Raw genomic sequence first — 26,694 nt, 5'->3', positions numbered from 1 at the left:
CATGGCCTTCGTTGCCCTGTACGACGCCAACGTGCTCTACCTCAGCACTCTGCGCGACCTGCTCATACGCATAGCGCAGGAGGGGCTCGTACAGGCCAAGTGGACCGATCGCATCCTTGACGAGACGTTCAGCAACCTGAAAGCCAAACGGCCCGACCTCGACCCAGCCCGGCTCGACCGGACCAGAACAGTCATGACGCGGGCCGTGCGCGACTGCATGGTCAAGGGGTACGAGCCACTCATCGCAGCCCTCGAACTTCCCGACCCGGACGACCGCCACGTCCTCGCGGCGGCCATCCGGGCGAAGGCCCAGATCATTGTCACGTTCAACCTCAAGGACTTCCCGGACGACGGCCTGTCGCCGTGGGACGTGGAAGCCAAGCACCCCGACGCGTTCATCGAGGACCAGATCGGATTGGATCCGGCCACCGTGTATGCGCTGGTGTGCCAGATCGCGGACAGTTGGAAGAAACCGCCGGGGACAGTGCAGGACGTGCTCGCCCCACTGGAACGGGATGGCATGGTCGCCTCGGTGGCGGCCCTACGAGCGCTCTGACCGTGTAGGGCGGCCCTCGCGGCGCCTACGGCGACCGGGTCGGTACGGCACGGCTCGCACGCGGCGAGCGGCTCTGCTCACGGAGCCCGGCACGGCGTCAGTCGTACACGTGGCGGATGGTGAAGTCGGCGTCCCGCCCCGGTGCCGGCCGCGTGCGCGCGGCTCAGCCGTGTCCCCCGGCCAGCCCGCGGCGCAGCCGGCGCACCCCGCGGCGGTGGACGACGCGCAGCAGGTCCCGGGCGGGGACCCTGCGGACCGGGAAGTCGTCGACGGCGTCCGGCTCCGGCTGCCCGTACCGGGCGAAGGCCGCGCCCGCGGCGAGGCCGCCCAGGACGGCCTCCACCGCCGCGTCGACGGGTGCCGCCTTCGGCGGCACGGAGCCGACGGGGTCGGCGGGTCCGCCCGGCGGCGGGGTCAGGGCCGACAGGTCGCCCAGGACCCGGACCCCGAGCTTGGCGATGGCCTCGGCCATCTCCCCGGCCACCTCCGCCGCCGCCTCCCGGGCCCAGGCCGGGGTGGCGATGCGCGGCTCGTCACGGGACGGCCGGTAGGCCTGGAGCCGCGGGACGATCCCCTCGCGCACCACCTTCTGGCGCGGCGCGTCGAGCACCGGTTCCTCGGCGAGCCTGCGGTTGAGCCGCAGCAGCAGCTCGGTCTGGGCCGCCGTCAGGGAACGGTTGACGCCGTCCTCCTCCGGCACGAGCAGCCCGTCGGGCAGGCCGAGCATCCCCTCGAAGGTGCGGAAGATCCGCCGCGGCGCGGTCTCGTCCGTGACGACGACGGTGACGTCGTCCGGCCCGGCGGCGTCCATCCACCGCACCAGCAGGGCGTCGTGGCGGTGCCGGTGCCAGAACTCGGGTGTGGCGCACCGCTCGGGGCGGCGCAGCACTCCGTCCAGCCACTGCTCGTAGGAGTCGCACAGGCCGTGCTTGACGTACTGCTGCCAGTGCGAGGGGAGGATCTTCAGCAGGGGCCGCAGGGTCACCACGACGTGCACGTCCCGGTCCCTCCCAGCGGGGCCCGCGCCGAGTCCGCGCACCGCCTCCCGGGCCGCGGCGGCGTCGGCGTCGCAGAAGAACTCGCTGCTGACCACCACCCGGCTGTCACCGGCCGCGGCGGCCTCCCGGCACAGCTCCTGCCAGGGCTCGCGCGGCCCGGTGGGGGAGGTCAGCGCGACGGCCGGCCGCTTGGCCTGGCGGTCCCGTCCCGCGTAGACGACGCCGTGCGCGGCCAGCGCCTCGCGGGCCCGGTGGAAGGCGCCCTGGAGCGCGGTCGTGCCCGTCTTGTACGGCCCGATGTGCAGCAGCCGCGTCCCCGGCGCGACGGTGAACCGCTCCTCGGCCATGTCCGTCCCCTCCACTCCTCGGCTCCCGGGCCCGGGCCTGCCCGGACGCTAGAGGGGTGTGGTGAGCACGAGATGAGAGGCCGGTGAGGGGAGTGTGAGGAAGGGCGCGGCGGTGCAACCGGCTGCCGCCTTCCCGCGTGCCGCGGCGGAAAACCGGGAGCGTCGCGCGGGCGCCCCGCAGTACCGTCGCGGCATGACCGACGACGAGAACGGCGAGGACGGCTACTTCGGGGAGAGCGTCGCGGCGGCGTACGACGAGTCGACGGCGGAGATGTCCACACCGCAGGCCCTGGAACCGATGGTCGGTTTCCTGGCGGAACTGGCCGACCGCGGCGGGAGCGGCCGGGCCCTGGAGCTGGGCGTCGGGACGGGCCGCGTCGCGCTGCCGCTGGCGCGGCGCGGGGTGCCGGTCCACGGCATCGACCTGTCCCGGGCGATGGTCGCCCGGCTGCGCGCCAAACCGGGCGGCGACACGATCGGCGTGACCGTCGGCGACTTCGCCACGACGCGGGTGGCGGGGGCGTTCTCCCTCGCGTATCTGGTCTTCAACACCATCGGCAACCTGACGACGCAGGACGCGCAGGTGGACTGCTTCCGCAACGCCGCCGCGCACCTGGAGCCCGGCGGCTGCTTCGTCGTCGAGGTCGGCGTCCCCGACCTGCGCAGGCTCCCGCCGGGGCAGAGCGCCGTGCCGTTCCGGACCAGCCCCACCGGATGGGCGTACGACCTCTACGACCCCGCCACCCAGGCGATGAGCTCGAACTACGTCGAGGTGGTCGACGGGCGCGGCTCGTTCCGGTCGATCCCCTTCCGGTACGTGTGGCCGGCGGAGCTGGACCTGATGGCGCGGCTGGCCGGGATGCGGCTGCGCGAGCGGTGGGCGGACTGGACGCGGGAGCCGTTCACCGGCGAGAGCGACAAGCACGTCTCGGTGTGGGAGAAGCCCGCCGGCTGACCGTCCCCCGCTCGCGCCCGGTCCGCCCGGGGCCTCAGCCGTCCCCGCCCAGCCGCCGCCGCACCCGGGCCGCGCGGTCGTCGCCGTACGGGGCGAGGAGGCGCACGGCCCGCTGCCGCAGGGCGCGGGCAAGCGCGGGGTCCTCGTCCGCCAGTGCCCTCGCCCGGGCGTCGAGCGCGAGGGCGTGGTGCCAGTCGTCGCCCAGCTCCGCGTGTACGGCGGCGGCCCTGCGGTGGAAGTCGGCCGCCTCCGCCGGGCGGCGCATCAGCAGATAGGTCTCGCCCGCGCCCTGCCACGCCAGCGCCTCCCGGCTGCGGTCCCCCAGCCGCCGGTGGAGGAGCGCGGAGCGGTGGTACGAGGCCAGGGCGTCCCCGTACCGGCCGAGGGCGCGCTGGGCGTCTCCGAGGGCGATCAGCCAGTAGCCCTCCAGGGTGTGGTCCCGCAGTTCCAGGGCCAGTTCGACGGCTTCGGCGGCATCGTCCAGCGCCTGCCGCGGGCTGCCGCTCTCGAGCCGGATCAGGCTGCGGACGCGCAGCGCGTTGCCCAGCAGCGCCTTCTCCCCGGCGGCGCGGTGCGCGGGCAGGACCCCGTCCAGGTCGGCGGCGGCCCGGTCGGGGCGGCCCGCCGCGTGGCGCGTCTCGGCCCGGTTGGCGAGGGCCACCAGTTCCCGCCGCACGGCGCCCAGCCGGCGGAAGATCCCGATCGCCCGGTCGAACCGCTCCTCGGCCCGGTCGAGCCGTCTGCCGCGCAGGCAGACCAGGCCGAGGGCGTTGAGGGCCTCCGCCTCGCCCGGCTCGTCCCCCAGTTCGCGCCGGACGGCCAGGGAGCGCTCGTGGCAGCGGGCCGCCTCGGTGAGGTGGTTGAGCTGGCGGTGGGCGAAGCCGAGGCAGTGCAGCAGCGTGGCCTCGCCCGGCCGGTCGCCGAGGCGGCGGGCGGCGGCGAGACCGGCGTCGGCGACGGTGATCCAGTCGGCGGCGGGGGCGGACGGGGCCTGTGCGGCGAAGAGGACCTCGGTGAGCAGGCGGGCGTGCCGGTCGAGACCGGACCGCTCGGCGGCGCGCACCGCGGCCAGGAGGTTGGCGTGCTCCCGCTCGGCCCAGTCGACCGCCTGGTCGTAGTCGGAGAACGACATCGGTACGACGCCCTCGTCCGGTCGCCCCGTCCCGGCCGGGGCCCGCAGCGAGGCGATCCGCTCCCCGGCCGCGCGGGCGGTGTGCAGGTACCAGTCCAGCAGGCGGCGCAGCGCGGCCGACCGGCCCTCCGGGGGCTCCTCCGAGCGGGCCTGGTCGGTGGCGTAGGCCCGCAGCAGGTCGTGGAACTCGTAGCGGTCCGGGGCGGTCTGCTCCAGCAGGTGCGCCCCCACCAGGGTGTCCAGCACCTGCCGGGCCCGCCGCGCCGTGACCCCGGCCAGCGCCGCCGCCGCGCCCAGCCCGACCTCCGGCCCCGGGTGCAGGCCCAGCAGGCGGAAGACCCGGGCGGCCGCCTCGGGCAGCGCGCGGTAGGACCAGGCGAACACCGTCCGCACCGCGTCCGCCTCGGCGTCGTCGCCGGTGCTCAGGACGTCCCACAGCGCCGACTCGTCGCGCAGGTCCGCGATCAGGTCGTCCAGGCCCGTGTACGGGCTGCCGGCCGCGCGTTCGGCGGCGATCCGCAGCGCCAGCGGCAGCCGCGCGCACAGCCTGGCCAGTTCGGTCAGCCTCTCCGGGTCGTCCCCGGCCCGGTAGCCCGCCGTGATGGCGCGCAGCAGCGCGACCGCCTCGTCCTCCGGCAGGGTGCCCAGGGTGATCCGTTCCGCGCCGTCGCGCACGGCCAGCCCCGACAGCCGTCCCCGGCTGGTGACGAGGACCAGGCACCGCGGGTTGCCCGGCAGCAGCGGTCTGACCTGCTCGACGGTGGCGGCGTTGTCCAGGACGACCAGGACACCGCGGTCGGCCAGCAGCGAGCGGTACAGGGCCGCGGCCGCCTCCGCGTCCGCGGGCACCGCGCCGGCGGGCACGCCGAGCCCGGTCAGGAAGTGGTGCAGGGCCTGGTGCGCGGTGACCGGTTCGCGCGGGTCGTAGCCGCGCAGGTTGACGTAGAGCTGCCCGTCGGGGAAGCGGTCCTTCACCCGGTGGGCCCAGCGCAGGGCCAGCGAGGTCTTGCCCGCGCCGGGCGTCCCGGCGACCACGCACACCGACACCCCCGCGGCGCCGTCGCCGCCGTCGCCGCCGTCCGGGACGAGCAGCGCGTCCAGCCGCTCCAGCTCGTCCGCGCGGTTGACGAACTTCCGCGGCGAACCGGGCAGTTGGCGTGGCGGCGGGCTCCGGTGCGGGTCCGGCGCACCGGGGCCGTGGAAGTGGACGCCGCCGGACACGCTGCCGGCCTGCACCACGTCGCGCGAGGACCCCGACAGCTCCGAGTGGGTGCCGCCGGGGTTCTCCCGCCGCTCGTCGTGGCCGCCGATCGGTCAGCTCCCGGTGAGCTGCGGCGGCGGCAACCCCGCCACCCGCCGGTCGAAGTAGGAGGCCACGTCCTCACCGGACGCGTACGCCTCCTGGACGAACCGCGCCCATCCCCCGATCAGCGCGGGATCGGTGAAGCGGACGGCGCCCTCGAGCGCGCCGGACCCGCTGTAGACGACCTCGTACAGGACCCGGCCGCCCAGCACGACCACCTCGGGCAGCGGGCCACCGCTCTCGGCCTCCCGCAGCACGACGGCGTCGACGACCCGGATCCTCTTGCCGTACTCGGCCTGCATGCGCAGCGAGTGGAGCTCCCACTGCACGTACGGCGTCAGCGGCTCCTCGACCACGCGCACCCGGTGGAAGGTGTGCCCGATCCGCCCGTCCTCCGCGGCGGTCTCCCGCAGCTCCGGCCGGTCGTCCTCCAGCAGGCGCAGCGCCTCGGGCCAGTCGCCGCGGCGCAGGGCGTCCCGGCTGGCGTCGTCCTCCTCGAAGTACTGGCGGCGCTCGAACTTCCAGGAGTCCCGGCCGTGCGCCGCCCTCCGGTGGGCGGCGAAGTCGCTCTGGTACGCGGCCAGGTCCAGATACTCTCCGGCGGAGCGGTCCAGGCGCGGCGGGAGGCGGTCACGCATCGGCGATGTCCGGCTTCGCCACCCGGAGCATGACGCCGGGGATGACCACCAGCCGCTCGTCGGCGGCCACGCTGACACCCGCCGGGAGGCGGGAGGCGTAGACCTCGGTCAGGTCGCGGCCGATCACGGCGACATCGCCGTTGTCGAGCTCCCAGATGTCCGGGCAGCCCGTGTCCCCCTTGGACTTCTTGCCGTCCTCGGCCGATCTGCCCAGCCGCCGGGCGAACGACGCGGCGGGATCGGCTTCCCACGGACGAGTCATGCCCTGCCTCCTCCCGGCCCGCTCCCCGGATGGGAACGGTTCCCGTCGACAGAATGGCAGCGAGTGAGCACGGAGAGCAACAGCGTGTTCCCGCCATGGTCAGCTTCCGCGCCGTACGGCTGCCGGTGCCTCGTCCGTCCGGGGAAGGTGCGTCCGTCGCCGGGGCGCGCGCCCGGAGCGCCCCGGCGGCATCACTTCAGCAGGTGTGTGCAGCCGGTGACGTCCCGCCCGTCGTTGTTGTCGTCGACCTGCTCGCCGTCCACCTCGATGGCGCACGGCGCGGGCTTGAGCTGCCCGTCCAAGTCCTGCACCGTGCCGGGCAGGACGGACACCAGGACGCCGACCTTCTGCTCCGCGGGCGTCAGGGAGAGCTCGACCGTCTTGCTCCACGGCAGGGTGACCTGCTCGGTGGCGTTGCTGCCCGCGACATAGGCGATCTGGGTCTTCCCGGTGCCCTCGACCTCCAGGGTGACCTCGCGTGTCACCTCGTCGCCCTTGGCGCCGTCCTTCTCGCCGCCGTCGCCCCCGTCCTTCTCCGGCTGCTCGCTCCGCCCGGCCGACGGCGTGTCCTTCTCGGCGCCCCCGCCATCGCCGTCCCCGCCGCCGCAGCCCGCCAGCAGCAGTACGGCCGCCGCGGCCAGGACGGGCGTGGTGATGACGGTCCTGCGCATGTGTGGATCCCCCTCGTGCGTTCCGCCGGTCCGGCCCGGACCGCTGCGGTGATCCTAGCCAGCCCCTCCCCCACCCCGGGAGCATGACCGGCTTCCCGCATTTTTGTATGCGACATTGGCTATCCTTGTATGAAGCCAATGCCTTGGAGGCTTCCCATGTCAGCCACCCAGATCGACATCGACGACGAAGCGCTCACGGAGGCCATGCGGCTCTCCGGGGCCAGAACGAAGAAGGAGATGGTCAACATGGCCCTGCGGGAGTACGTCGAGCGCCGTTCCCGTACCGAGGCGCGGATGCGCCACTTCGAGGAGTCCCGGCAGTGGGACGAGGACGACTTCTGGCGGCGTCACGCGGCCGAGAAGGGCGATACACCGGGCGGCATGGACGCGGACGCCGGGAAGGGCGCGGCCTGACAGAGATGATCCGCTACCTCGCCGACTCCACCGCCGTCTGGCGCCTTCAGCGCGACCGCAAGCTCAACGACCTCTGGGGACATGAGTTCGACGAGGGCGCGATCGGCTCGTGTGCGCCGCAGCGTACGGAGTTCCGCCAGTCCGCGCGCAGCCTCGACGAGTATGACCGGATGACGGGGATGTTCACCGACCTCTATCCGGACGTCCCGGTCCCGAAGACCGCCTGGCGGTGGATCGAGAGCTGCCAGTACCGCCTCGCCCAGCGAGGACAGCACCGGAGCCTCTCCGCCGTGGACTGGCTGGTCTGCGCGACGGCAGCCCACCATGGCCTGACCGTGCTGCACGACGACGCCGACTTCCGTACCGCCGCCCGGTTCGTTCCCGAGCTCTCCGAGCGCAACGTGTACGCCGCACCGGCCTGACGGCGCTCCGGCACCGCGGCGCCGGACGGCCGGGCGGGGTCCCGCCCCGCACGACGAAAGAGGGCCCGTACGACCTCATCGGTCGTACGGGCCCTCTCGCCGGCCGGAGCCGGCGGTGCCGCCTAACGGCAGGCGGCGGACCGGGTCACTTGACGATCTTGGTGACCTGGCCGGCGCCCACGGTCCGGCCACCCTCGCGGATGGCGAACTTCAGGCCCTCCTCCATGGCGACAGGCTGGATGAGCTGAACCTTCATCTCGGTGTTGTCGCCCGGCATGACCATCTCGGTGCCCTCGGGGAGGGTCACCACGCCGGTCACGTCGGTGGTGCGGAAGTAGAACTGCGGGCGGTAGTTGTTGAAGAACGGGGTGTGGCGGCCACCCTCGTCCTTCGACAGGATGTACGCCTGGGCCTCGAACTCCGTGTGCGGGGTGACGGTGCCCGGCTTGATGATGACCTGGCCGCGCTCGACGTCCTCGCGCTTGATGCCGCGGAGCAGCAGACCGACGTTCTCACCGGCCTGACCCTCGTCCAGCAGCTTCCGGAACATCTCGATGCCGGTGACCGTGGTCTTGGTCTTCTCTTCCTTGATGCCGATGATCTCGACTTCCTCGTTCACCTTGAGCACACCGCGCTCGATACGGCCGGTGACGACCGTACCGCGGCCGGTGATGGTGAAGACGTCCTCGATGGGCATCAGGAACGGCTTCTCGACCTCGCGCTCGGGCTCCGGGATCGACTCGTCGACGGCCTTCATCAGCTCGAGGACGGAGTCGGCCCACTTCTGGTCGCCCTCGAGCGCCTTCAGCGCCGAGACGCGGACGACCGGCAGGTCGTCACCCGGGAACTCGTACTCGGAGAGCAGCTCACGGACCTCGAGCTCGACGAGCTCCATGATCTCCTCGTCGTCCACCATGTCGGACTTGTTCAGCGCGACGACGATGTAGGGGACGCCGACCTGGCGGGCCAGGAGCACGTGCTCCTTGGTCTGCGGCATGGGGCCGTCGGTGGCGGCGACCACGAGGATGGCACCGTCCATCTGGGCGGCACCGGTGATCATGTTCTTGATGTAGTCCGCGTGACCCGGGCAGTCGACGTGGGCGTAGTGACGCGACTCCGTCTGGTACTCGACGTGCGCGATGGAGATGGTGATACCGCGCTGCCGCTCCTCGGGAGCCTTGTCGATGTTCTCGAACGCCGAGACCTCGTTCAGGTCGGGGTACGCGTCATGCAGCACCTTGGTGATCGCCGCGGTAAGGGTGGTCTTACCGTGGTCGATGTGACCGATGGTGCCGATGTTGACGTGCGGCTTAGTCCGCTCGAACTTCGCCTTCGCCACTGGGGTCCTCCTGTGGACTGGTGCTGTACTCCCCCGCGCTCTGCGGAAGGGGTTCAGGTGGTCGTGCCGAACCGGTCAGGACCCCGAGGGGACGCCCTTGACCGTTTCGATTCTGGGGGCGGGGCCGCCGGGGGCCCGCCGCCGAACCTACGTGGTCCGGAGGCGGGACGCCCCGAATGCCTTGTTGTGCTCGTTGTGCTCCAGCCTAAAGGGTGGATAGCGACACGAAACGTGCGCTACTCGCCCTTGACCTTCGCGATGATCTCCTCCGCGACGTTCCGGGGAACCTCGGCGTAGGAGTCGAACTGCATCGAGTAGCTCGCGCGACCGGAGGTCTTGCTGCGCAGGTCGCCGACGTAGCCGAACATCTCCGACAGCGGAACCAGGCCCTTGACGAGCTTGGCGCCGGCGCGGTCCTCCATGGCCTGGATCTGGCCACGGCGGGAGTTGATGTCACCGATCACGTCGCCCATGTAGTCCTCGGGCGTGGTCACCTCGACGGCCATCATCGGCTCCAGCAGGGCCGGGCTGGCCTTGCGGGCGGCCTCCTTGAAGGCCATGGAACCGGCGATCTTGAACGCCATCTCGGAGGAGTCGACGTCGTGGTAGGCGCCGTCGAGCAGCGTCACCCGTACGCCGGTGAGCGGGTAGCCCGCCAGCACACCGAACTCCATGGCCTCCTGGCAGCCCGCGTCCACGGAGGGGATGTACTCCTTGGGGATGCGGCCACCGGTCACCTTGTTGACGAACTCGTAGCCGTCGCCCTCCAGGGGCTCGACCGCGATCTGCACCTTCGCGAACTGGCCGGAACCACCAGTCTGCTTCTTGTGCGTGTAGTCGACCCGCTCGACGGCCCGGCGCAGGGTCTCCCGGTAGGCGACCTGCGGCTTGCCGACGTTGGCCTCGACCTTGAACTCGCGCTTCATGCGGTCGACCAGCACGTCGAGGTGCAGTTCGCCCATGCCCGCGATGATGGTCTGGCCGGTCTCCTCGTTCGTCTTCACCTGGAAGGACGGGTCCTCCTCGGCGAGCCGCTGGATGGCGACACCCAGCTTCTCCTGGTCGCCCTTGGACTTCGGCTCGATGGCGACCTCGATCACCGGGGCCGGGAAGTCCATGGACTCCAGGATCACCGGAGCGCTCGCGTCGCAGAGGGTCTCGCCCGTGGTGGTCTGCTTCAGACCCATGACGGCGACGATGTCGCCGGCACCCACGCTGTCGATCTCCTCACGCTTGTTCGCGTGCATCCGGTAGATCTTGCCGATGCGCTCCTTCCTGCCCTTCACGGAGTTCAGCACCTGGGTGCCCGCGTTCAGGCGGCCCGAGTAGATCCGGATGAAGGTCAGCTTGCCCAGGTGCGGGTCGCTCGCGATCTTGAAGGCCAGCGCGGCGAGCGGCTCCTCCTCGGAGGGCCTGCGCTTGATGACCTCTTCGGCGTCCTTGACCGACTGGCCCTCGATCGCCTCGATGTCGACCGGGGAGGGCAGGTACCGCACGACCGCGTCGAGCAGGGGCTGGACGCCCTTGTTCTTGAACGCGGTGCCGCAGAACACCGGGGTGACGGTGGTGCCGCCGCCCTTGCCGGAGTCGATGGTGATACGGCGGATCGCCGCGTAGAGCTGCTCCTGGCTGGGCTCCTCGCCCTCCAGGTACAGCTCCATCAGCTCCTCGTCGTTCTCGGCGACGGCCTCCAGGAGCTTGCCGCGCCACTCCTCGGCGGTCTCGGCGAGCTCGGCCGGGATGTCGACGATGTCGTACATCTCGCCCTTGGCCGCCTCGGCCGACCAGACCAGGGCCTTCATGCGGACCAGGTCGATGACGCCCTGGAAGTCCGCCTCGGCGCCGATCGGGAGCTGCATCACCAGCGGCTGCGCACCGAGGCGGTCGACGATCATGTCGACGCAGCGGTGGAAGTCCGCACCGGTGCGGTCCAGCTTGTTGACGAAGCAGATGCGCGGGACGCCGTAACGGTCCGCCTGACGCCACACCGTCTCGGACTGGGGCTCGACACCGGCCACCCCGTCGAACACCGTCACCGCGCCGTCGAGGACGCGCAGCGAGCGCTCCACCTCGACGGTGAAGTCGACGTGCCCCGGGGTGTCGATGATGTTGATGGTGTGGTCGACGTTCTCGAGCGGCCAGTGGCAGGTCGTCGCGGCCGACGTGATGGTGATGCCGCGCTCCTGCTCCTGCTCCATCCAGTCCATCGTGGCAGCGCCGTCGTGGACCTCACCGATCTTGTAGCTCACGCCGGTGTAGAACAGGATCCGCTCGGTGGTGGTCGTCTTGCCCGCGTCGATGTGGGCCATGATCCCGATGTTGCGGACCCTGGCCAGGTCAAGTGAAGTGGTAGCCATAAGGCTTTCGTCTTCTCTCGGTTCTCGATGGGGAAGCGACTACCAGCGGTAGTGCGCGAAGGCCTTGTTGGACTCGGCCATCTTGTGGGTGTCCTCGCGCTTCTTCACGGCGGCGCCGAGGCCGTTGGAGGCGTCGAGCAGCTCGTTCATCAGACGCTCGGTCATGGTCTTCTCGCGGCGCGCGCGGGCGTAGCCCACGACCCAGCGCAGCGCGAGAGTGGCGGAACGGCCGGGGCGGACCTCGACCGGAACCTGGTAGGTGGCGCCACCGACGCGGCGGGACTTGACCTCGATCGCCGGCTTCACGTTCTCGAGGGCGCGCTTGAGGGTGATGACCGGGTCGTTGCCGGTCTTCTCCCGCAGGCCCTCCATGGCGCCGTAGACGATGCGCTCGGCGGTGGAGCGCTTGCCGTGCAGCAGCACCTTGTTGATCAGGGAGGTCACCAGAGGAGAGCCGTAGACCGGGTCGATGATGACCGGGCGCTTCGGGGCAGGGCCCTTACGAGGCATTGCTTACTTCTCCTTCTTGGCGCCGTAGCGGCTGCGAGCCTGCTTGCGGTTCTTGACGCCCTGGGTGTCGAGGGAACCACGGATGATCTTGTAGCGAACACCCGGCAGGTCCTTCACACGGCCACCGCGCACGAGCACGATGGAGTGCTCCTGCAGGTTGTGACCCTCACCCGGAATGTAGGCGGTGACCTCGATACCACTGGTCAGACGCACACGTGCGACCTTACGCAGGGCCGAGTTCGGCTTCTTCGGGGTGGTGGTGAAGACACGCGTGCAGACACCGCGGCGCTGGGGAGAGCCCTCGAGCGCGGGTGTCTTGTTCTTCTCGACCTTGTCCTGTCGGCCCTTGCGGACCAACTGCTGGATCGTAGGCACCGTTTCTCCGGTTTCTGTGTGCCGTCTCGGTACAACTAACCCGGGCCACTCACCGACCCACGCGGTCGGGTGTGTCGAAGACTGCACACTCCCGTCGACACAGAGCCATCCGGGGGAGAAGCATGCAGATTCCGGTGTCCCCGCCTCACTCGCTTCCCGCGCTTCCTGGCGCGTACGAGAGCGCAGGGGATACCCCAGGCACAAGGTCAGAGCGTACCTACCGCACCGGCTCCGGTCAAAACAAATGCCCATGCCACCGTAGCGGGCACGAAGCGGGAGCGAAAGGGCGCCTGCGCGGCCTCCAGGGCCCCGCCCAGCCCCCTCCGGGAGGACGCACGCGTCCGCCGTCGGGCGACCGGCCGGCACGGCGTCAGGCGGACACGGCGGCCACCAGTGCGAAGAGGAACAGCAGGAACGCCCCGATCGACAGCCAGCCCAGGACCAGCCCGGTCATGGCCATGCCGTCCCCGCCCTCGCCGGTCCGCCGGATCTCCGCACGCGCCTTGTGCCCCAGGATCACCGCGGGAACGGCGCTGATCCCGGTGAACGGAATGAGGACGGCACAGACCAGGGACGCGGTGGCGGAGGAATTGTTCGGAACGGGCGGCGGCGGCAGGAACACGGGCGGCACCTGCGGCTGGTACGGCGGCGGATACTGCTGCGGCGCGGGCGCGGGGACCGCCATCGGCCCCTGCGGCAGATCGGCGACGAGCATGTGCAACTCGCCGTACGTCGACGCCTGCTGGGCGCGGGCCATCCGCTGCTCGTACTCCGCGTGCGTCAGCCGCCCCTCCGCGAAACCCGCCTTGAGCACGTCGAGCGCGCGCTCGCGGTCGGCGTGGGACGCTCTCATCATCGGCATCTGCGAACCCTGCTGCCCTGCCTGTCCCGACTGCCAGGGCCGCACCGGACCGGACCCCGGCGGTACCGGCTTGTGCTCTTCCCATGGGCCGAAAGCCATTTCCGGACACCTCCCCGCCTGGATACCCCCATCATCCAGGACGTTCGGGCAGGTTGCCCAGTTCCTGTCCGGCCGTCCCCTCTTTTCCCGGCCCGTGGGCGGAGCCCGGCATGCGGACCCTGGCAGGCGGAGCCCGGCAACGCCGCGGGGCGGCCACCCGTGAGGGTGACCGCCCCGCGCCCGCCGCCGCACGGACAGCCGGAGACTCAGCCGTTGTACGGGCCGTAGTCGTAGTCCTCCAGCGGGACCGCCTGGCCGGAGCCGGTACCGAAGGGCGAGTAGTCGATGTCGTCGTAGCCGACGGCCGAGTACATCGCGGCCTTGGCCTCCTCGGTCGGCTCGACCCGGATGTTGCGGTAGCGGGACAGACCCGTACCGGCCGGGATGAGCTTACCGATGATGACGTTCTCCTTGAGGCCGATCAGGGAGTCCGACTTGGCGTTGATCGCCGCGTCGGTCAGGACCCTGGTCGTCTCCTGGAAGGACGCCGCCGACAGCCACGACTCGGTGGCCAGCGAGGCCTTGGTGATACCCATGAGCTGCGGACGTCCGGAGGCCGGCTGACCGCCCTCCGCCACCACCCGACGGTTCTCACCCTCGAACTTCGTGCGCTCCACCAGCTCACCGGGCAGCAGCTCGGCGTCGCCGGACTCGATGATCGTCACCCGGCGCAGCATCTGCCGGATGATGATCTCGATGTGCTTGTCGTGGATCGACACGCCCTGCGAGTTGTAGACCTTCTGGACCTCGCCCACCAGGTGCACCTGGACCGCGCGCTGACCGAGGATGCGCAGCACGTCGTGCGGGTTGGTGGCACCGACCGTCAGCGGCTGGCCGACGTCGACGTGGTCGCCCTCGGAGACCAGCAGACGGGCGCGCTTGGACACGCCGTAGGAGGTCTCGTCGGAACCGTCGTCGGGGGTGACGACGAGCTTCTTGGTCTTCTCGGTCTCCTCGATCCGGACGCGGCCGGCCGCCTCCGAGATCGGGGCGACGCCCTTGGGCGTACGCGCCTCGAACAGCTCGACGACACGCGGCAGACCCTGGGTGATGTCGTCACCGGCCACACCACCGGTGTGGAAGGTCCGCATCGTCAGCTGGGTGCCGGGCTCACCGATGGACTGGGCGGCGATGATGCCGACCGCCTCGCCGATGTCCACCAGCTTGCCGGTCGCCAGCGAGCGGCCGTAGCACATGGCGCAGGTGCCGACGGCGGACTCGCAGGTGAGGACCGAGCGGGTCTTGACCGTCTCCACGCCGTGCCGCACCAGCTCGTCGATGAGCACGTCGCCCAGGTCGGTGCCGGCCGGGGCCAGCACCTTGCCGTCGACGGTGACGTCCTCGGCGAGGCAGCGGGCGTACACGCTGGTCTCGGCGTCCTCCGCCTTGCGCAGCACACCGTCGGCGCCCCGGGAGGCGATCACCAGCTTCAGACCGCGCTCGGTGCCGCAGTCCTCCTCGCGGATGATCACGTCCTGCGAGACGTCCACCAGACGACGGGTCAGGTAGCCGGAGTCCGCGGTGCGCAGCGCGGTGTCCGCCAGACCCTTGCGGGCACCGTGCGTGGAGATGAAGTACTCCAGCACGGACAGACCCTCGCGGAACGACGCCTTGATCGGCCGCGGGATGGTCTCGTTCTTGGCGTTGGACACCAGACCGCGCATACCCGCGATCTGCCGCATCTGCATCATGTTTCCACGGGCACCCGAGTCGACCATCATGAAGATCGGGTTGGTCTTCGGGAAGTTCGCCGACATCGCCTCGGCGACCTCGTTGGTCGCCTTGGTCCAGATGGCGATGAGCTCCTGGGACCGCTCGTCCTTCGTGATCAGGCCGCGCTCGTACTGCTTCTGGACCTTCTCGTCCTGCGCCTCGTAGTTCGCGATGATCGCCTTCTTGGCCTCGGGGACCACGACGTCGGAGATCGCGATGGTGACGCCGGAGCGGGTGGCCCAGTGGAAACCGGCCGCCTTCAGGTTGTCCAGCGTGGCGGCGACGACGACCTTGGGGTAGCGCTCGGCGAGGTCGTTGACGATCGTCGAGAGCTGCTTCTTGCCCACGGTGTAGTCGACGAACGGGTAGTCCTCGGGCAGCAGCTCGTTGAAGAGCGCACGGCCCAGGGTCGTCCGCATCCGGAACGGGTCGCCCGGCTGCCACTCCGGCTCGCCCTCCTCGGCCGCCGGCGGGGTCCAGCCGCGGGGCGGGATCGAGCCGACGGGGAAGCGGACGTCGATCCGCGCCTGGAGCGACAGCTCCCGGGCGTCGAACGCCATGATCGCCTCGGCGACCGAGTTGAACGACCGCCCCTCGCCCTTCAGCTCGCCCTCAATCTCGTCGGTGGTGAGGAAGAACAGGCCCAGCACCATGTCCTGGGTCGGCATGGTGACCGGACGGCCGTCGGCCGGCTTGAGGATGTTGTTCGAGGACAGCATCAGGATGCGGGCCTCGGCCTGCGCCTCCGCGGACAGCGGCAGGTGCACGGCCATCTGGTCGCCGTCGAAGTCCGCGTTGAACGCGGTGCACACCAGCGGGTGGATCTGGATGGCCTTGCCCTCGACCAGCTGCGGCTCGAAGGCCTGGATGCCCAGCCGGTGCAGGGTCGGCGCGCGGTTGAGCAGCACCGGGTGCTCGGCGATGACCTCTTCCAGCACGTCGTACACGACCGTACGGCCGCGCTCGACCATGCGCTTGGCCGACTTGATGTTCTGCGCGTGGTTGAGGTCCACCAGGCGCTTCATCACGAACGGCTTGAACAGCTCCAGCGCCATCGCCTTGGGCAGACCGCACTGGTGCAGCTTGAGCTGCGGGCCGACGACGATCACGGAACGGGCCGAGTAGTCGACGCGCTTGCCCAGCAGGTTCTGGCGGAAGCGGCCCTGCTTGCCCTTGAGCATGTCGGACAGCGACTTCAGCGGGCGGTTGCCCGGACCCGTCACCGGCCGGCCGCGGCGGCCGTTGTCGAACAGCGCGTCGACGGCCTCCTGCAGCATCCGCTTCTCGTTGTTCACGATGATCTCGGGCGCGCCGAGGTCGAGAAGCCGCTTGAGGCGGTTGTTGCGGTTGATGACCCGGCGGTACAGGTCGTTGAGGTCACTGGTCGCGAAGCGGCCACCGTCGAGCTGCACCATCGGGCGCAGGTCCGGCGGGATGACCGGCACGCAGTCCAGCACCATGCCCTTGGGGCTGTTGCGGGTCTGCAGGAAGGCGGAGACGACCTTGAGGCGCTTGAGCGCCCGGGTCTTCTTCTGGCCCTTGCCGGTCCGGATGATCTCCCGGAGCCGCTCGGCCTCCTCGTCCAGGTCGAAGGTCTCCAGGCGCTTCTGCAGCGCGGCGGCGCCCATCGAGCCGTCGAAGTAGGTCCCGAAGCGGTCGCGCAGCTCGCGGTAGAGCAGCTCGTCGCCCTCCAGGTCCTGGACCTTGAGGTTCTTGAAGCGGTTCCACACCTCGTCCAGGCGGTCGATCTCGCGCTGGGCGCGGTCGCGGAGCTGCTTCATCTCCCGCTCGGCGCTCTCGCGCACCTTGCGGCGGGCGTCGGCCTTGGCGCCCTCGGCCTCCAGCTCGGCCAGGTCCGACTCGAGCTTCTTGGCCCGGGCCTCCAGGTCGGCGTCGCGGCGCTGCTCGATCTGCTGGCGCTCCACGGAGACATGCGCCTCCAGGGAGGGCAGGTCGCGCGTACGGCGCTCCTCGTCCACCCACGTGATCATGTAGGCGGCGAAGTAGATGACCTTCTCCAGGTCCTTCGGAGCGAGGTCCAGCAGGTAGCCCAGGCGGGAGGGCACACCCTTGAAGTACCAGATGTGGGTGACGGGGGCGGCCAGTTCGATGTGGCCCATCCGCTCACGGCGCACCTTGGCGCGGGTCACCTCGACGCCGCAGCGCTCACAGATGATGCCCTTGAAGCGGACGCGCTTGTACTTTCCGCAGTAGCACTCCCAGTCCCGGGTGGGGCCGAAGATCTTCTCGCAGAAGAGCCCGTCCTTTTCCGGCTTCAGGGTGCGGTAGTTGATGGTCTCCGGCTTCTTGACCTCGCCGTGGGACCACTGACGGATGTCGTCAGCGGTGGCCAGGCCGATTCGCAGCTCGTCGAAGAAGTTGACGTCGAGCACTCTCGTCAATCCCTCTCAGGGTTTGTGCCCCCCGCGTCGGCGGGACCAAGGGGCTCTTTGATGGTCTGAACGGGGGTCCCGGGGAGGCCGGGGAGCCGCCCCCTCCCGGTGGGGAAGGAGGGAGGCGGTGCCCCGGCCGGCCCGTCAGACCTCTTCGACGCTGCTCGGCTCGCGCCGGGACAGGTCGATACCGAGCTCTTCCGCGGCGCGGAAGACGTCCTCGTCGGTGTCGCGCATCTCGATGGACATACCGTCACTGGACAGCACCTCCACGTTGAGGCACAGGGACTGCATCTCCTTGATGAGCACCTTGAAGGACTCGGGGATGCCCGGCTCGGGGATGTTCTCGCCCTTGACGATGGCCTCGTAGACCTTCACGCGGCCGGTGACGTCGTCGGACTTGATGGTCAGCAGCTCCTGGAGGGCGTACGCGGCGCCGTACGCCTCCAGCGCCCACACCTCCATCTCACCGAAGCGCTGGCCGCCGAACTGGGCCTTACCACCCAGCGGCTGCTGGGTGATCATCGAGTACGGACCGGTCGAGCGGGCGTGCAGCTTGTCGTCGACCAGGTGGTGCAGCTTGAGGATGTACATGTAGCCGACCGAGATCGGCTCCGGGAACGGCTCGCCGGAGCGGCCGTCGTACAGCCGGGCCTTGCCCGAGGGCAGGACCAGCCGGTCACCGTCGCGGTTGGGGAGGGTGGCCTCGAACAGACCGGCGATCTCGTCCTCGCGGGCACCGTCGAACACCGGGGTGGCGACGTTGGTGCCGGGAGCGACCTCGTCGGCGCCGATCGCGGCCAGCCGCTTCTTCCACTCCTCCTCGATCCCGTCGATCTTCCAGCCCTGGGAGGCGAGCCAGCCCAGGTGGATCTCCAGGACCTGGCCCGGGTTCATCCGGGACGGGACGCCCAGCGGGTTGAGGATGACGTCGACCGGGGTGCCGTCCTCCATGAACGGCATGTCCTCGATCGGCAGGATCTTGGAGATGACACCCTTGTTGCCGTGCCGGCCCGCGAGCTTGTCACCGTCGGTGATCTTGCGCTTCTGGGCCACGTAGACGCGGACGAGCTGGTTGACGCCGGGCGGCAGCTCGTCGCCCTCCTCGCGGTCGAAGACGCGCACGCCGATGACCTTGCCGGTCTCGCCGTGCGGCACCTTCAGCGAGGTGTCGCGGACCTCACGGGCCTTCTCGCCGAAGATCGCGCGCAGCAGCCGCTCCTCCGGGGTCAGCTCCGTCTCGCCCTTCGGGGTGACCTTGCCGACCAGGATGTCGCCGGCCTCGACCTCGGCGCCGATGCGGATGATGCCGCGCTCGTCGAGATCGGCCAGGACCTCCTCGGAGACGTTCGGGATGTCCCGGGTGATCTCCTCGGGGCCGAGCTTGGTGTCCCGGGCGTCGACCTCGTGCTCCTCGATGTGGATCGAGGACAGGACGTCGTCCTGGACGAGGCGCTGCGACAGGATGATCGCGTCCTCGTAGTTGTGGCCCTCCCACGGCATGAACGCCACGAGCAGGTTCTTGCCGAGCGCCATCTCGCCGCTCTGGGTGGAGGGGCCGTCGGCGAGGACCTGGCCGGTGACCACCCGGTCGCCCTCGTCCACGAGCACCTTCTGGTTGAAGGAGGTGCCCTGGTTGGAACGGAAGAACTTGGCGACCCGGTACGTGGTGTACGTGGCGTCGTCGTTGGCCACCGTGACGTAGTCGGCGGAGACCTCCTGGACCACGCCGTCCTTCTCGGCCTTGATCACGTCACCGGCGTCGACCGCGGAGCGGTACTCCATGCCGGTGCCGACCAGCGGGGACTCGGCCCGGATCAGCGGGACGGCCTGGCGCATCATGTTCGAGCCCATGAGCGCGCGGTTGGCGTCGTCGTGCTCCAGGAACGGGATCATGGCGGTCGCGACCGACACCATCTGGCGCGGCGAGACGTCCATGTAGTCGACCTCGCCGCCGGGCACGTAGTCGACCTCGCCACCGCGGCGGCGGACCAGGACCCGGCCCTCGGCGAACCGCATCTCGTCCGTCAGCGGCGCGTTGGCCTGCGCGATGACGTAGCGGTCCTCCTCGTCGGCGGTCAGGTAGTTCACCTCGTCGGTGACCTGGCCGTCGATGACCTTGCGGTACGGGGTCTCGACGAAGCCGAACGCGTTCACCCGGCCGTACGAGGCGAGCGAACCGATCAGACCGATGTTCGGCCCTTCCGGGGTCTCGATCGGGCACATCCGGCCGTAGTGCGACGGGTGCACGTCACGGACCTCGAAGCCCGCCCGCTCACGGCTCAGACCACCCGGGCCCAGCGCCGACAGGCGGCGCTTGTGGGTCAGACCCGACAGCGGGTTGGTCTGGTCCATGAACTGGGAGAGCTGGCTGGTGCCGAAGAACTCCTTGATGGAGGCGACGACCGGCCGGATGTTGATCAGGGTCTGCGGCGTGATCGCCTCGACGTCCTGGGTGGTCATCCGCTCGCGGACGACGCGCTCCATACGGGCCAGACCGGTGCGGACCTGGTTCTGGATGAGCTCGCCGACGTTGCGCAGGCGGCGGTTGCCGAAGTGGTCGATGTCGTCGGTCTCGACGACGATCGTCTCGCCGTCGGAGGACACCGTCTCCGTCTCGCCGGCGTGCAGCTTCACCAGGTACTTGATCGTGGCGATGACATCGGCCGTGGTCAGCACGCCGGAGTCCAGCGGCTCGTTCCCGCCGAGCTTCCGGTTGATCTTGTACCGGCCGACCTTGGCCAGGTCGTAGCGCTTGGGGTTGAAGTACAGGTTCTCCAGCAGCGTCTGCGCGGCCTCCCGGGTCGGCGGCTCGCCCGGACGCAGCTTGCGGTAGATGTCGAGCAGCGCGTCGTCCTGCCCCTGGGTGTGGTCCTTCTCCAGGGTGGCGCGCATGGACTCGTACTGGCCGAACTCCTCCAGGATCTGCTCGTTGGTCCAGCCGAGCGCCTTGAGGAGGACGGTGACGGACTGCTTGCGCTTGCGGTCGATGCGGACACCGACCATGTCGCGCTTGTCGATCTCCATCTCCAGCCAGGCACCCCGGGAGGGGATGATCTTGGCGGTGAAGATGTCCTTGTCGGAGGTCTTGTCGATGTTGCTGTCGAAGTAGACGCCCGGCGAGCGCACCAGCTGGGAGACCACGACACGCTCGGTGCCGTTGATGACGAAGGTGCCCTTGTTGGTCATGAGCGGGAAGTCGCCCATGAAGACCGTCTGGGACTTGATCTCGCCGGTCTCGTTGTTGGTGAACTCGGCGGTGACGAACAGGGGCGCGGCGTAGGTGAAGTCGCGCTCCTTGCACTCGTCGATCGAGTTCTTCGGCGGCTCGAAGCGATGGTCGCGGAAGGTGAGCGACATCGACCCGGAGAAGTCCTCGATCGGGGAGATCTCCTCGAAGATCTCTTCCAGGCCGGACTTGGTGGGGACATCCTCACCGCGCTCCAGCGCCGCATCGACACGCGCCTTCCAGGCGTCGTTGCCGAGCAGCCAGTCGAAGCTCTCGGTCTGCAGCGCAAGGAGATTCGGAACCCCGAGGGGCTCCTTGATCTTCGCAAAGGAGATGCGCAGCGGGGCGGTGCTGGCGCCGTTGGTCGAATGGGCGGTCGAGGCGTTGCGCGAGGCGGCCAAGAGGGGGTCCTTCCGAGGGCTCGGACTCACTACGCGCATACCGTGCCCCTGGTGACGGGCAGGGGGGCAGTTAATAGGCAGCGCAAAGGGTCAGTGTAGCCACAAGGCCCACTGATGTCCAGTGAAGATTCCGGAGACCGGCACGTGGTACCAATCTCTCCCTCCGGGAGGGGCGAGCCCCTCCTTGTTCACCTCGGTTGTTCAACGCCTGCCGCAAGGTTTCCCACTTCGCCGGCGATCCATGCCTCGGATCCTGGATCGATGTGACGACGCGTCCTGAGAATTGCGCGCTACGTGCGGTTCGTCAAGGCCCCGCCCTCCCGCGAAGCCCGGAAGGCGTACGGCCGGACAGCGCTGATCACCCTACCTGGCGTGCTCCGACAGGCAAGAAGGCCGGTGCGGAAACGGCCGGAGGCGACCACCCGGGTGGGTGATCGCCTCCGGCGGGACCTCGACGGGACCCGGCACCGGGGGAGTCGGCGGACTCCCCCGGTGGCCGGGGTCACACGGCGGTCGTCGGGATCACTTGACCTCGACGGAGGCGCCGGCGCCCTCCAGGGCCTCCTTGGCCTTCTGCGCGGCCTCCTTGTTGACCTTCTCCACGACGGGCTTCGGGGCGCCGTCCACCAGGTCCTTGGCCTCCTTCAGGCCCAGCGAGGTCAGCTCGCGCACGACCTTGATGACCTGGATCTTCTTGTCGCCGGCGCCGGTGAGGACGACGTCGAACTCGTCCTGCTCCTCGGCGGCCTCGGCCGGGGCACCGGCCACGGGGCCGCCGGCGGCGGCGACGGCGACCGGGGCGGCGGCCTCGACGTCGAACTTCTCCTCGAAGGCCTTCACGAACTCGGAGAGCTCGATGAGGGTCATCTCGCTGAACTGCTCGAGCAGCTCGTCCTGGCTGAGCTTCGCCATGATGGCGGTCCTTCCACTAAGTCGGCTGGTGCCGGGCTGTACATGTCGGCGGGCGTACTGGGGCCCGCTGCGACCGAATGGGACCGTGAGGGTCGGTCACTCGGCCTCGGCGGGAGCCGGCGTACCGGCACCGCCCTGCTCCTCCTGCTTGGCGCGAAGGGCGTCCGCGGTGCGGACGAGCTTCGACAGCGGGGCCTGGAAGGTCGCCGCGGCCTTCGCCATGGACGCCTTCATGCCACCGGCCAGCTTGGCGAGCAGCACCTCACGGGACTCGAGGTCCGCGAGCTTCTTGATGTCGTCGGCGGACAGCGCCTTGCCCTCAAGGACACCGCCCTTGATGACGAGCTGGGGGTTGTTCTTGGCGAAGTCACGCAGACTCTTCGCCGCCTCGACCGGGTCACCGGTCACGAAGGCGACCGCCGTCGAGCCGATGAAGAACTCGTCGAGCTCGGTGACCCCGGCCTCGTTGGCCGCGATCTTGGTAAGCGTGTTCTTCGCCACGCGGTACTGGGCGTTCTCTCCGAGAGAACGGCGCAGGTCCTTCAGCTGTGCGACGCTGAGACCGGTGTACGCGGTCACGACCGCCGCGTTGGAGTTCTGGAACCTCTCCTTGATATCCGCGACGGCTTCGACCTTGTCGGGACTCGCCATGAGCCTCGGCCCTCCTTTCCGGGTGATGCGATCCTCGGTCTGCCCTTACGGCAGGCCACGACGCCGGACCGCCCACGTCGGGCGCACGAGGAAGGGGACTTGCGCAAAACGAAACGCCCCGGCGCAGGCGCACGGGGCGTGACTCGACCGGACACACGTCCGGGAGTCCTCCACGGTCACCTGCGCAGGTCGCCCGCTACAGCGGATCCTTCGGCCACCGCACTCCGGAAATCACGGGGATTCACCGGAGACACGGCAACGACCAGCGGTCTTTGGCTTCCGTGGAAGAGTACGCGAACGGTGTCACGGCAGGCAAATCCGCGACTCACGGATTCGGGAACGCACAGCTTCACGGCCCTCCTCCGGGCCGGCGGGCCGGCCCGGAGGAGGGCCGGGGCTCAGAGCCCCTCGGACGACTCCAGGTTGGCGCCCGCCTCCTGCAGATCCTTGATCATCTGGAGCATGTCGGCGGTCTCGCCGGCCGGCGGGGGCTGCACCGAGACAGAGGTGCCGTAGTCCTTGTAGGTCTGCGACATGACGATCTCGCCCTCGGGGCTGTCCATCTTCATGTCGATCTTGACGGGAAGGTCGTCCTCGTTGACCCAGGCGTTGATGTCGAAGCCCTTCACCCCGGACTTCTCCATGTTGCCCAGCAGCTCCTTGTACTCCTCCTCGGTGAGGTAGTCGCCGAGGGAGGAGCCGGACGCCTCCAGGGCCTCCTTCATCGTGAGCGTGCCGCTGTAGCGCTCGGCGTCGACGCCGTCGACCTTCTCCTCGCCGACCCGCTTGATGCTGGGCGAGCCCAGCAGGAGGGCCATCTGCTTGACCGGGTCCTGGCGGTTCATGTTCTGGATGCTCTTCGACATCCCGTCCAGCGCACCGGCCTCGCCGGACTCCTCGGCCATCTTCAGCATGGCGTTGAAGTCCATCTTCAGCCACGGCTTGCCGCCGATGGCCTCCTCGCCCGCGTTCATGTACATCACGTCGTCGACCCAGAGCATGCGCATCTCACCGGGAGCACCCTGCTCGGCGAACGCCGCACCGGACGCGGTCACGTCCATCACGATCGGGTCCCAGCCCAGCACCCCGGACATCTTCATGTCGCCGCCGGCCGCCTCGGGCATCGAGATGGTCATCTCCACCTTGGCGCTCTTGGCCTCCTCGGTCTTCTTGGCCGCCGCCTGGAGCGCCTGGACGGCGGAACGGGGCTCGCCCCCGGACGCCTTGTCGTTCCCCCCGCCGGTGCAGCCGGTGAGCACGGCCGCCGTCGCCAGAGCCGTGACTCCGAGCGCCGTCTTGTGAATGAGGCGCATGTTTGGTCTCCCCCATGTCGATCATGTCGATGTGGCTTGTGTTTCGCACACACTACCGACTCGGAGACGCGGAAAAGCCCGGTCCCCGTCCCAACTGGGAGACGGGGGCCGGGCTTTGTGCCCTATCGGGCCACGCGCTCGGCGGCTGCCGGATCAGGCGGCCGCGTCCTCCTCGGCGAGGAGGTTGCGGGTGCGGTTGGGGTCGACCGGGACGCCGGGGCCCATCGTGGTGCTGATGACGGCCTTCTTCACGTACCGGCCCTTGGCCGCGGACGGCTTCAGTCGCAGGACCTCGTCCAGCGCCGCCGCGTAGTTCTCCACCAGCTGCTCCTCGCCGAACGAGGTCTTGCCGATGATGAAGTGCAGGTTCGAGTGCTTGTCGACCCGGAACTCGATCTTGCCGCCCTTGATCTCGGTGACGGCCTTGGCGACGTCCGGGGTGACGGTGCCGGTCTTCGGGTTCGGCATCAGACCGCGGGGACCGAGCACCCGGCCGAGCCGGCCGACCTTGCCCATCAGGTCCGGGGTGGCGACGACGGCGTCGAAGTCCAGACGCCCCTTCGCGACCTCGTCGATCAGTTCGTCCGAGCCGACGATGTCGGCTCCGGCGGCTTCCGCGGCCGCGGCACGGTCGCCGGTCGCGAAGACCAGGACCCGGGCGGTCTTACCGGTGCCGTGCGGGAGGTTCACGGTGCCGCGCACCATCTGGTCGGCCTTGCGCGGGTCGACACCCAGGCGCATGGCGACCTCGACGGTCGCGTCGAACTTGGTCGGGGAGGTCTCCTTGGCGAGCCGTACGGCCTCCAGCGGGGCGTACAGCCGCGTCCGGTCGATCTTGGCGTCCGCGTTGCGGAGAGCCTTGCTGCGCTTCACTTCTGCTCCAGGGGATGTCGATGCGGAGTCGTGGTCCGGGCCAGCGCCTGACCCTGCCACGGCGGTCCTGCGGGCGGTGTCAGCCCTCGACCGTGACGCCCATGGAACGGGCGGTGCCGGCGATGATCTTCTCGGCGGCGTCCAGGTCGTTGGCGTTGAGGTCGGGCATCTTGGTGGTGGCGATCTCCCGCACCTGGTCACGCGTGATCTTCGCGACCTTCTTGGTGTGGGGCTCGCCGGAGCCCTTCTCGATGCCCGCGGCCTTGAGGATCATCTTCGCGGCCGGCGGGGTCTTGGTGATGAAGGTGAAGGAGCGGTCCTCGTAGACCGTGATCTCCACCGGGATGACCCAGCCGCGCTGCGACTCGGTCGCGGCGTTGTAGGCCTTGCAGAACTCCATGATGTTGACGCCGTGCTGACCCAGCGCGGGGCCGACCGGCGGAGCCGGGTTCGCGGCACCGGCCTGGATCTGGAGCTTGATCAGCCCCGTGACCTTCTTCTTCTTGGGAGGCATGTTCTCTCCGGGTCCTGGTGAGAGGCGGTGATTCCCCCGATGGGCTGATCCACCCTTACGGAGGCATACCGCACCACGATAGCCGGTATCGCGGCGCGGTCAGAAACCGGCCAGGTCAGGCGGGCGCGAATGCCCGCCTGACCTGGCCGGAAGTCGGTGTCCGGAAGAACCGCTCAGTTCTTCTGGATCTGGTCGAAGCTGAGCTCGACCGGGGTCTCGCGGCCGAAGATCTCGACGAGGCCCTTGACCTTCTTCGAATCGGCGTTGATCTCGTTGATCGTCGCCTGGAGGGTGGCGAACGGGCCGTCGGTGACGGTGACCGAGTCGCCGACCTCGAAGTCCAGGACCTGGACCTCCAGCCGGCGGCTCGGGGCCGGGGCGCCGCTCTCGGCGGCGGCCGCCGCGGCGGCGCGCTCCTCGGCCTCGGGGGCGAGCATCTTGACGACCTCGTCCAGGGTGAGCGGGTACGGGTCGTAGGCGTTGCCCACGAAGCCGGTGACACCGGGGGTGTTGCGGACGACGCCCCAGGACTCGTTCGTCAGGTCCATCCGGACCAGGACGTAGCCGGGAAGCTTGTTCTGGCGGACGTTCTTGCGCTCGCCGTTCTTGATCTGGACGATCTCTTCCTCGGGGACCTCGGCCTGGTAGATGAAGTCCTCGACGTTCAGCGAGACGGCACGCTGCTCCAGGTTGGCCTTCACGCGCTTCTCGTAACCCGCGTAGGTGTGGATGACGTACCACTCGCCGGGAAGGGCGCGCAGCTCGTCGCGGAGGGCGGCGACCGGGTCGGCCGCCTTCTCCTCCTCCGCCGCCTCGGCGGGCTCGGTCGCGGTGCCGTCCGCGGCGTCATCCTCGTCGTCCGCGGCGGTGTCGTCCTCGTCGTCCGCTGCGGACTCGGTACCGGTGTCGGCGGTGGCGTCGTCCGCGGCGGGCCCGGCCGGCTCGTCCTCCCCGGTGACGTCGGCGGCTTCGACCTGGTCGACGCTGTCCTTCGCCTCGGGGGCGTCGGGTGCGGTGTCGTCTCCCTCGGCAGGATCGACGGCGTCGTTCAGGTTCGGGTCAGACACGGTGGCTGCTTCTTCCTGGCTTCAAGGGGTCGAACATGCGGAAAGGTGCCCGGGAGGCACCCTCCGCGGGCGGATCAGCCGAAGACGAACTCGACGACCTCGGTGAACCCCCAGTCAATCACGGTCACCAGGCCGATGACGATGACGACGAAGATGATCACTACTGTGGTGTACGTCGAGAGCTGGCGCTTCGTGGGCCAGACGACCTTGCGCAGCTCCGCGACGATCTGTCGGTAGAAGAGCGCGAAACGGCCCAGCGGGCCCTTCTTTCCGCGCTTGCCGCCGCGCCGGGGCTTGTCGTCGTCCTGCGACCGCCCGGGCTCGGGGACCTCGATGGAGTCCGTGATCTCCGCCACTCGTCCTCACCTGCATCCGGGTCCTGGCCGCG

The 26,694-nt window shown here is 69.7% G+C and carries 23 protein-coding genes; 4 read left to right on the top strand and 19 right to left on the bottom strand.

Annotated elements, in window-relative coordinates; all coding sequences use genetic code 11:
* Position 1 precedes the first annotated feature (1 nt).
* On the top strand, positions 2 to 556 hold the full coding sequence (locus tag CUT44_RS08195; protein ID WP_100201516.1) for a PIN domain-containing protein: 555 nt from the start codon (positions 2 to 4) through the stop codon (positions 554 to 556).
* Positions 557 to 719: 163 nt separating this feature from the next.
* Here the strand turns inward: CUT44_RS08195 and CUT44_RS08190 are convergent, their stop codons facing one another.
* Positions 720 to 1,916 (bottom strand): hypothetical protein, encoded by a 1,197-nt coding sequence (locus CUT44_RS08190; protein ID WP_233221308.1) that lies wholly within the window; start codon positions 1,914 to 1,916, stop codon positions 720 to 722.
* 178 nt (positions 1,917 to 2,094) lie between these two features.
* Here CUT44_RS08190 and CUT44_RS08185 point away from each other — a divergent pair, with 178 nt between their 5' ends.
* Positions 2,095 to 2,856, top strand: coding sequence for a class I SAM-dependent DNA methyltransferase (locus CUT44_RS08185; protein ID WP_100201514.1), 762 nt, complete (start codon positions 2,095 to 2,097; stop codon positions 2,854 to 2,856).
* Positions 2,857 to 2,890: 34 nt separating this feature from the next.
* Here CUT44_RS08185 and CUT44_RS08180 read toward each other — a convergent pair whose 3' ends face one another.
* The 4 genes from CUT44_RS08180 to CUT44_RS08165 form a co-directional block, all read right to left on the bottom strand.
* Entirely contained in the window at positions 2,891 to 5,209 is a 2,319-nt protein-coding gene (locus CUT44_RS08180) for an ATP-binding protein (protein ID WP_233221307.1), read from the bottom strand.
* Positions 5,210 to 5,302: 93 nt separating this feature from the next.
* Positions 5,303 to 5,929: a DUF6879 family protein gene (locus CUT44_RS08175; RefSeq protein ID WP_100201512.1), complete on the bottom strand. Its 627-nt coding sequence runs from the start codon at positions 5,927 to 5,929 to the stop codon at positions 5,303 to 5,305.
* Positions 5,922 to 6,191, bottom strand: coding sequence for a hypothetical protein (locus CUT44_RS08170; RefSeq protein ID WP_100201511.1), 270 nt, complete (start codon positions 6,189 to 6,191; stop codon positions 5,922 to 5,924). Before CUT44_RS08170 ends, CUT44_RS08175 begins: the two co-directional genes overlap by 8 nt.
* Before the next feature lie 191 nt (positions 6,192 to 6,382).
* Positions 6,383 to 6,862 (bottom strand): hypothetical protein, encoded by a 480-nt coding sequence (locus CUT44_RS08165; protein WP_100201510.1) that lies wholly within the window; start codon positions 6,860 to 6,862, stop codon positions 6,383 to 6,385.
* 156 nt (positions 6,863 to 7,018) lie between these two features.
* On the opposite strand from CUT44_RS08165, the gene CUT44_RS08160 reads away from it, so the two are divergent.
* Both CUT44_RS08160 and CUT44_RS08155 read left to right on the top strand, forming a co-directional pair.
* Positions 7,019 to 7,276, top strand: a complete 258-nt coding sequence (locus CUT44_RS08160; protein ID WP_100201509.1) for a type II toxin-antitoxin system VapB family antitoxin — start codon at positions 7,019 to 7,021, stop codon at positions 7,274 to 7,276.
* Positions 7,277 to 7,281: 5 nt separating this feature from the next.
* Entirely contained in the window at positions 7,282 to 7,698 is a 417-nt protein-coding gene (locus CUT44_RS08155) for a PIN domain-containing protein (protein WP_100201508.1), read from the top strand.
* Positions 7,699 to 7,843: 145 nt separating this feature from the next.
* Here CUT44_RS08155 and tuf read toward each other — a convergent pair whose 3' ends face one another.
* The 14 genes from tuf to secE all read right to left on the bottom strand — a co-directional run bounded on the left by tuf (position 7,844) and on the right by secE (position 26,662).
* Positions 7,844 to 9,037 (bottom strand): elongation factor Tu, encoded by a 1,194-nt coding sequence (gene tuf / locus CUT44_RS08150; protein WP_100201507.1) that lies wholly within the window; start codon positions 9,035 to 9,037, stop codon positions 7,844 to 7,846.
* A gap of 236 nt (positions 9,038 to 9,273) precedes the next feature.
* Positions 9,274 to 11,394, bottom strand: coding sequence for an elongation factor G (gene fusA / locus CUT44_RS08145; protein ID WP_100201506.1), 2,121 nt, complete (start codon positions 11,392 to 11,394; stop codon positions 9,274 to 9,276).
* A gap of 39 nt (positions 11,395 to 11,433) precedes the next feature.
* Positions 11,434 to 11,904 (bottom strand): 30S ribosomal protein S7, encoded by a 471-nt coding sequence (rpsG, locus tag CUT44_RS08140; protein ID WP_100201505.1) that lies wholly within the window; start codon positions 11,902 to 11,904, stop codon positions 11,434 to 11,436.
* Between the two features lie 3 nt (positions 11,905 to 11,907).
* Positions 11,908 to 12,279 (bottom strand): 30S ribosomal protein S12, encoded by a 372-nt coding sequence (rpsL, locus tag CUT44_RS08135; protein WP_003948652.1) that lies wholly within the window; start codon positions 12,277 to 12,279, stop codon positions 11,908 to 11,910.
* 370 nt (positions 12,280 to 12,649) lie between these two features.
* Positions 12,650 to 13,132 (bottom strand): DUF1707 and DUF4190 domain-containing protein, encoded by a 483-nt coding sequence (locus CUT44_RS08130; protein ID WP_100201562.1) that lies wholly within the window; start codon positions 13,130 to 13,132, stop codon positions 12,650 to 12,652.
* Positions 13,133 to 13,446: 314 nt separating this feature from the next.
* Positions 13,447 to 17,346 carry a DNA-directed RNA polymerase subunit beta' gene (locus CUT44_RS08125; RefSeq protein ID WP_100201504.1) on the bottom strand — a complete coding sequence of 1,300 codons (3,900 nt, stop codon included), beginning with the start codon at positions 17,344 to 17,346 and terminating at the stop codon, positions 13,447 to 13,449.
* 144 nt (positions 17,347 to 17,490) lie between these two features.
* On the bottom strand, positions 17,491 to 20,976 hold the full coding sequence (gene rpoB, locus CUT44_RS08120) for a DNA-directed RNA polymerase subunit beta (RefSeq protein WP_100201503.1): 3,486 nt from the start codon (positions 20,974 to 20,976) through the stop codon (positions 17,491 to 17,493).
* Positions 20,977 to 21,498: 522 nt separating this feature from the next.
* Positions 21,499 to 21,888 (bottom strand): 50S ribosomal protein L7/L12, encoded by a 390-nt coding sequence (gene rplL / locus CUT44_RS08115; RefSeq protein WP_100201502.1) that lies wholly within the window; start codon positions 21,886 to 21,888, stop codon positions 21,499 to 21,501.
* 96 nt (positions 21,889 to 21,984) lie between these two features.
* On the bottom strand, positions 21,985 to 22,539 hold the full coding sequence (gene rplJ, locus CUT44_RS08110) for a 50S ribosomal protein L10 (protein ID WP_100201501.1): 555 nt from the start codon (positions 22,537 to 22,539) through the stop codon (positions 21,985 to 21,987).
* Between the two features lie 398 nt (positions 22,540 to 22,937).
* On the bottom strand, positions 22,938 to 23,852 hold the full coding sequence (locus CUT44_RS08105) for a LolA-like protein (RefSeq protein WP_100201500.1): 915 nt from the start codon (positions 23,850 to 23,852) through the stop codon (positions 22,938 to 22,940).
* Between the two features lie 153 nt (positions 23,853 to 24,005).
* Positions 24,006 to 24,725: a 50S ribosomal protein L1 gene (gene rplA, locus CUT44_RS08100; protein ID WP_100201499.1), complete on the bottom strand. Its 720-nt coding sequence runs from the start codon at positions 24,723 to 24,725 to the stop codon at positions 24,006 to 24,008.
* Between the two features lie 79 nt (positions 24,726 to 24,804).
* Positions 24,805 to 25,239, bottom strand: coding sequence for a 50S ribosomal protein L11 (gene rplK / locus CUT44_RS08095; RefSeq protein WP_100201498.1), 435 nt, complete (start codon positions 25,237 to 25,239; stop codon positions 24,805 to 24,807).
* Positions 25,240 to 25,412: 173 nt separating this feature from the next.
* Positions 25,413 to 26,306 (bottom strand): transcription termination/antitermination protein NusG, encoded by an 894-nt coding sequence (nusG, locus tag CUT44_RS08090; RefSeq protein ID WP_100201497.1) that lies wholly within the window; start codon positions 26,304 to 26,306, stop codon positions 25,413 to 25,415.
* A 74-nt stretch (positions 26,307 to 26,380) separates the two neighbouring features.
* The gene (secE, locus tag CUT44_RS08085) at positions 26,381 to 26,662 is read right to left on the bottom strand and encodes a preprotein translocase subunit SecE (RefSeq protein ID WP_100201496.1); all 282 of its coding nucleotides are present in this window, start codon (positions 26,660 to 26,662) and stop codon (positions 26,381 to 26,383) included.
* Between the last annotated feature and the right edge of the window lie 32 nt (positions 26,663 to 26,694).

The sequence above is a fragment of the Streptomyces carminius genome, from assembly GCF_002794255.1.
GTDB lineage: Bacteria > Actinomycetota > Actinomycetes > Streptomycetales > Streptomycetaceae > Streptomyces > Streptomyces carminius.
Note: the sequence above shows the minus strand (reverse complement) of the source record. Positions and strands in the feature narration are given on the sequence as shown.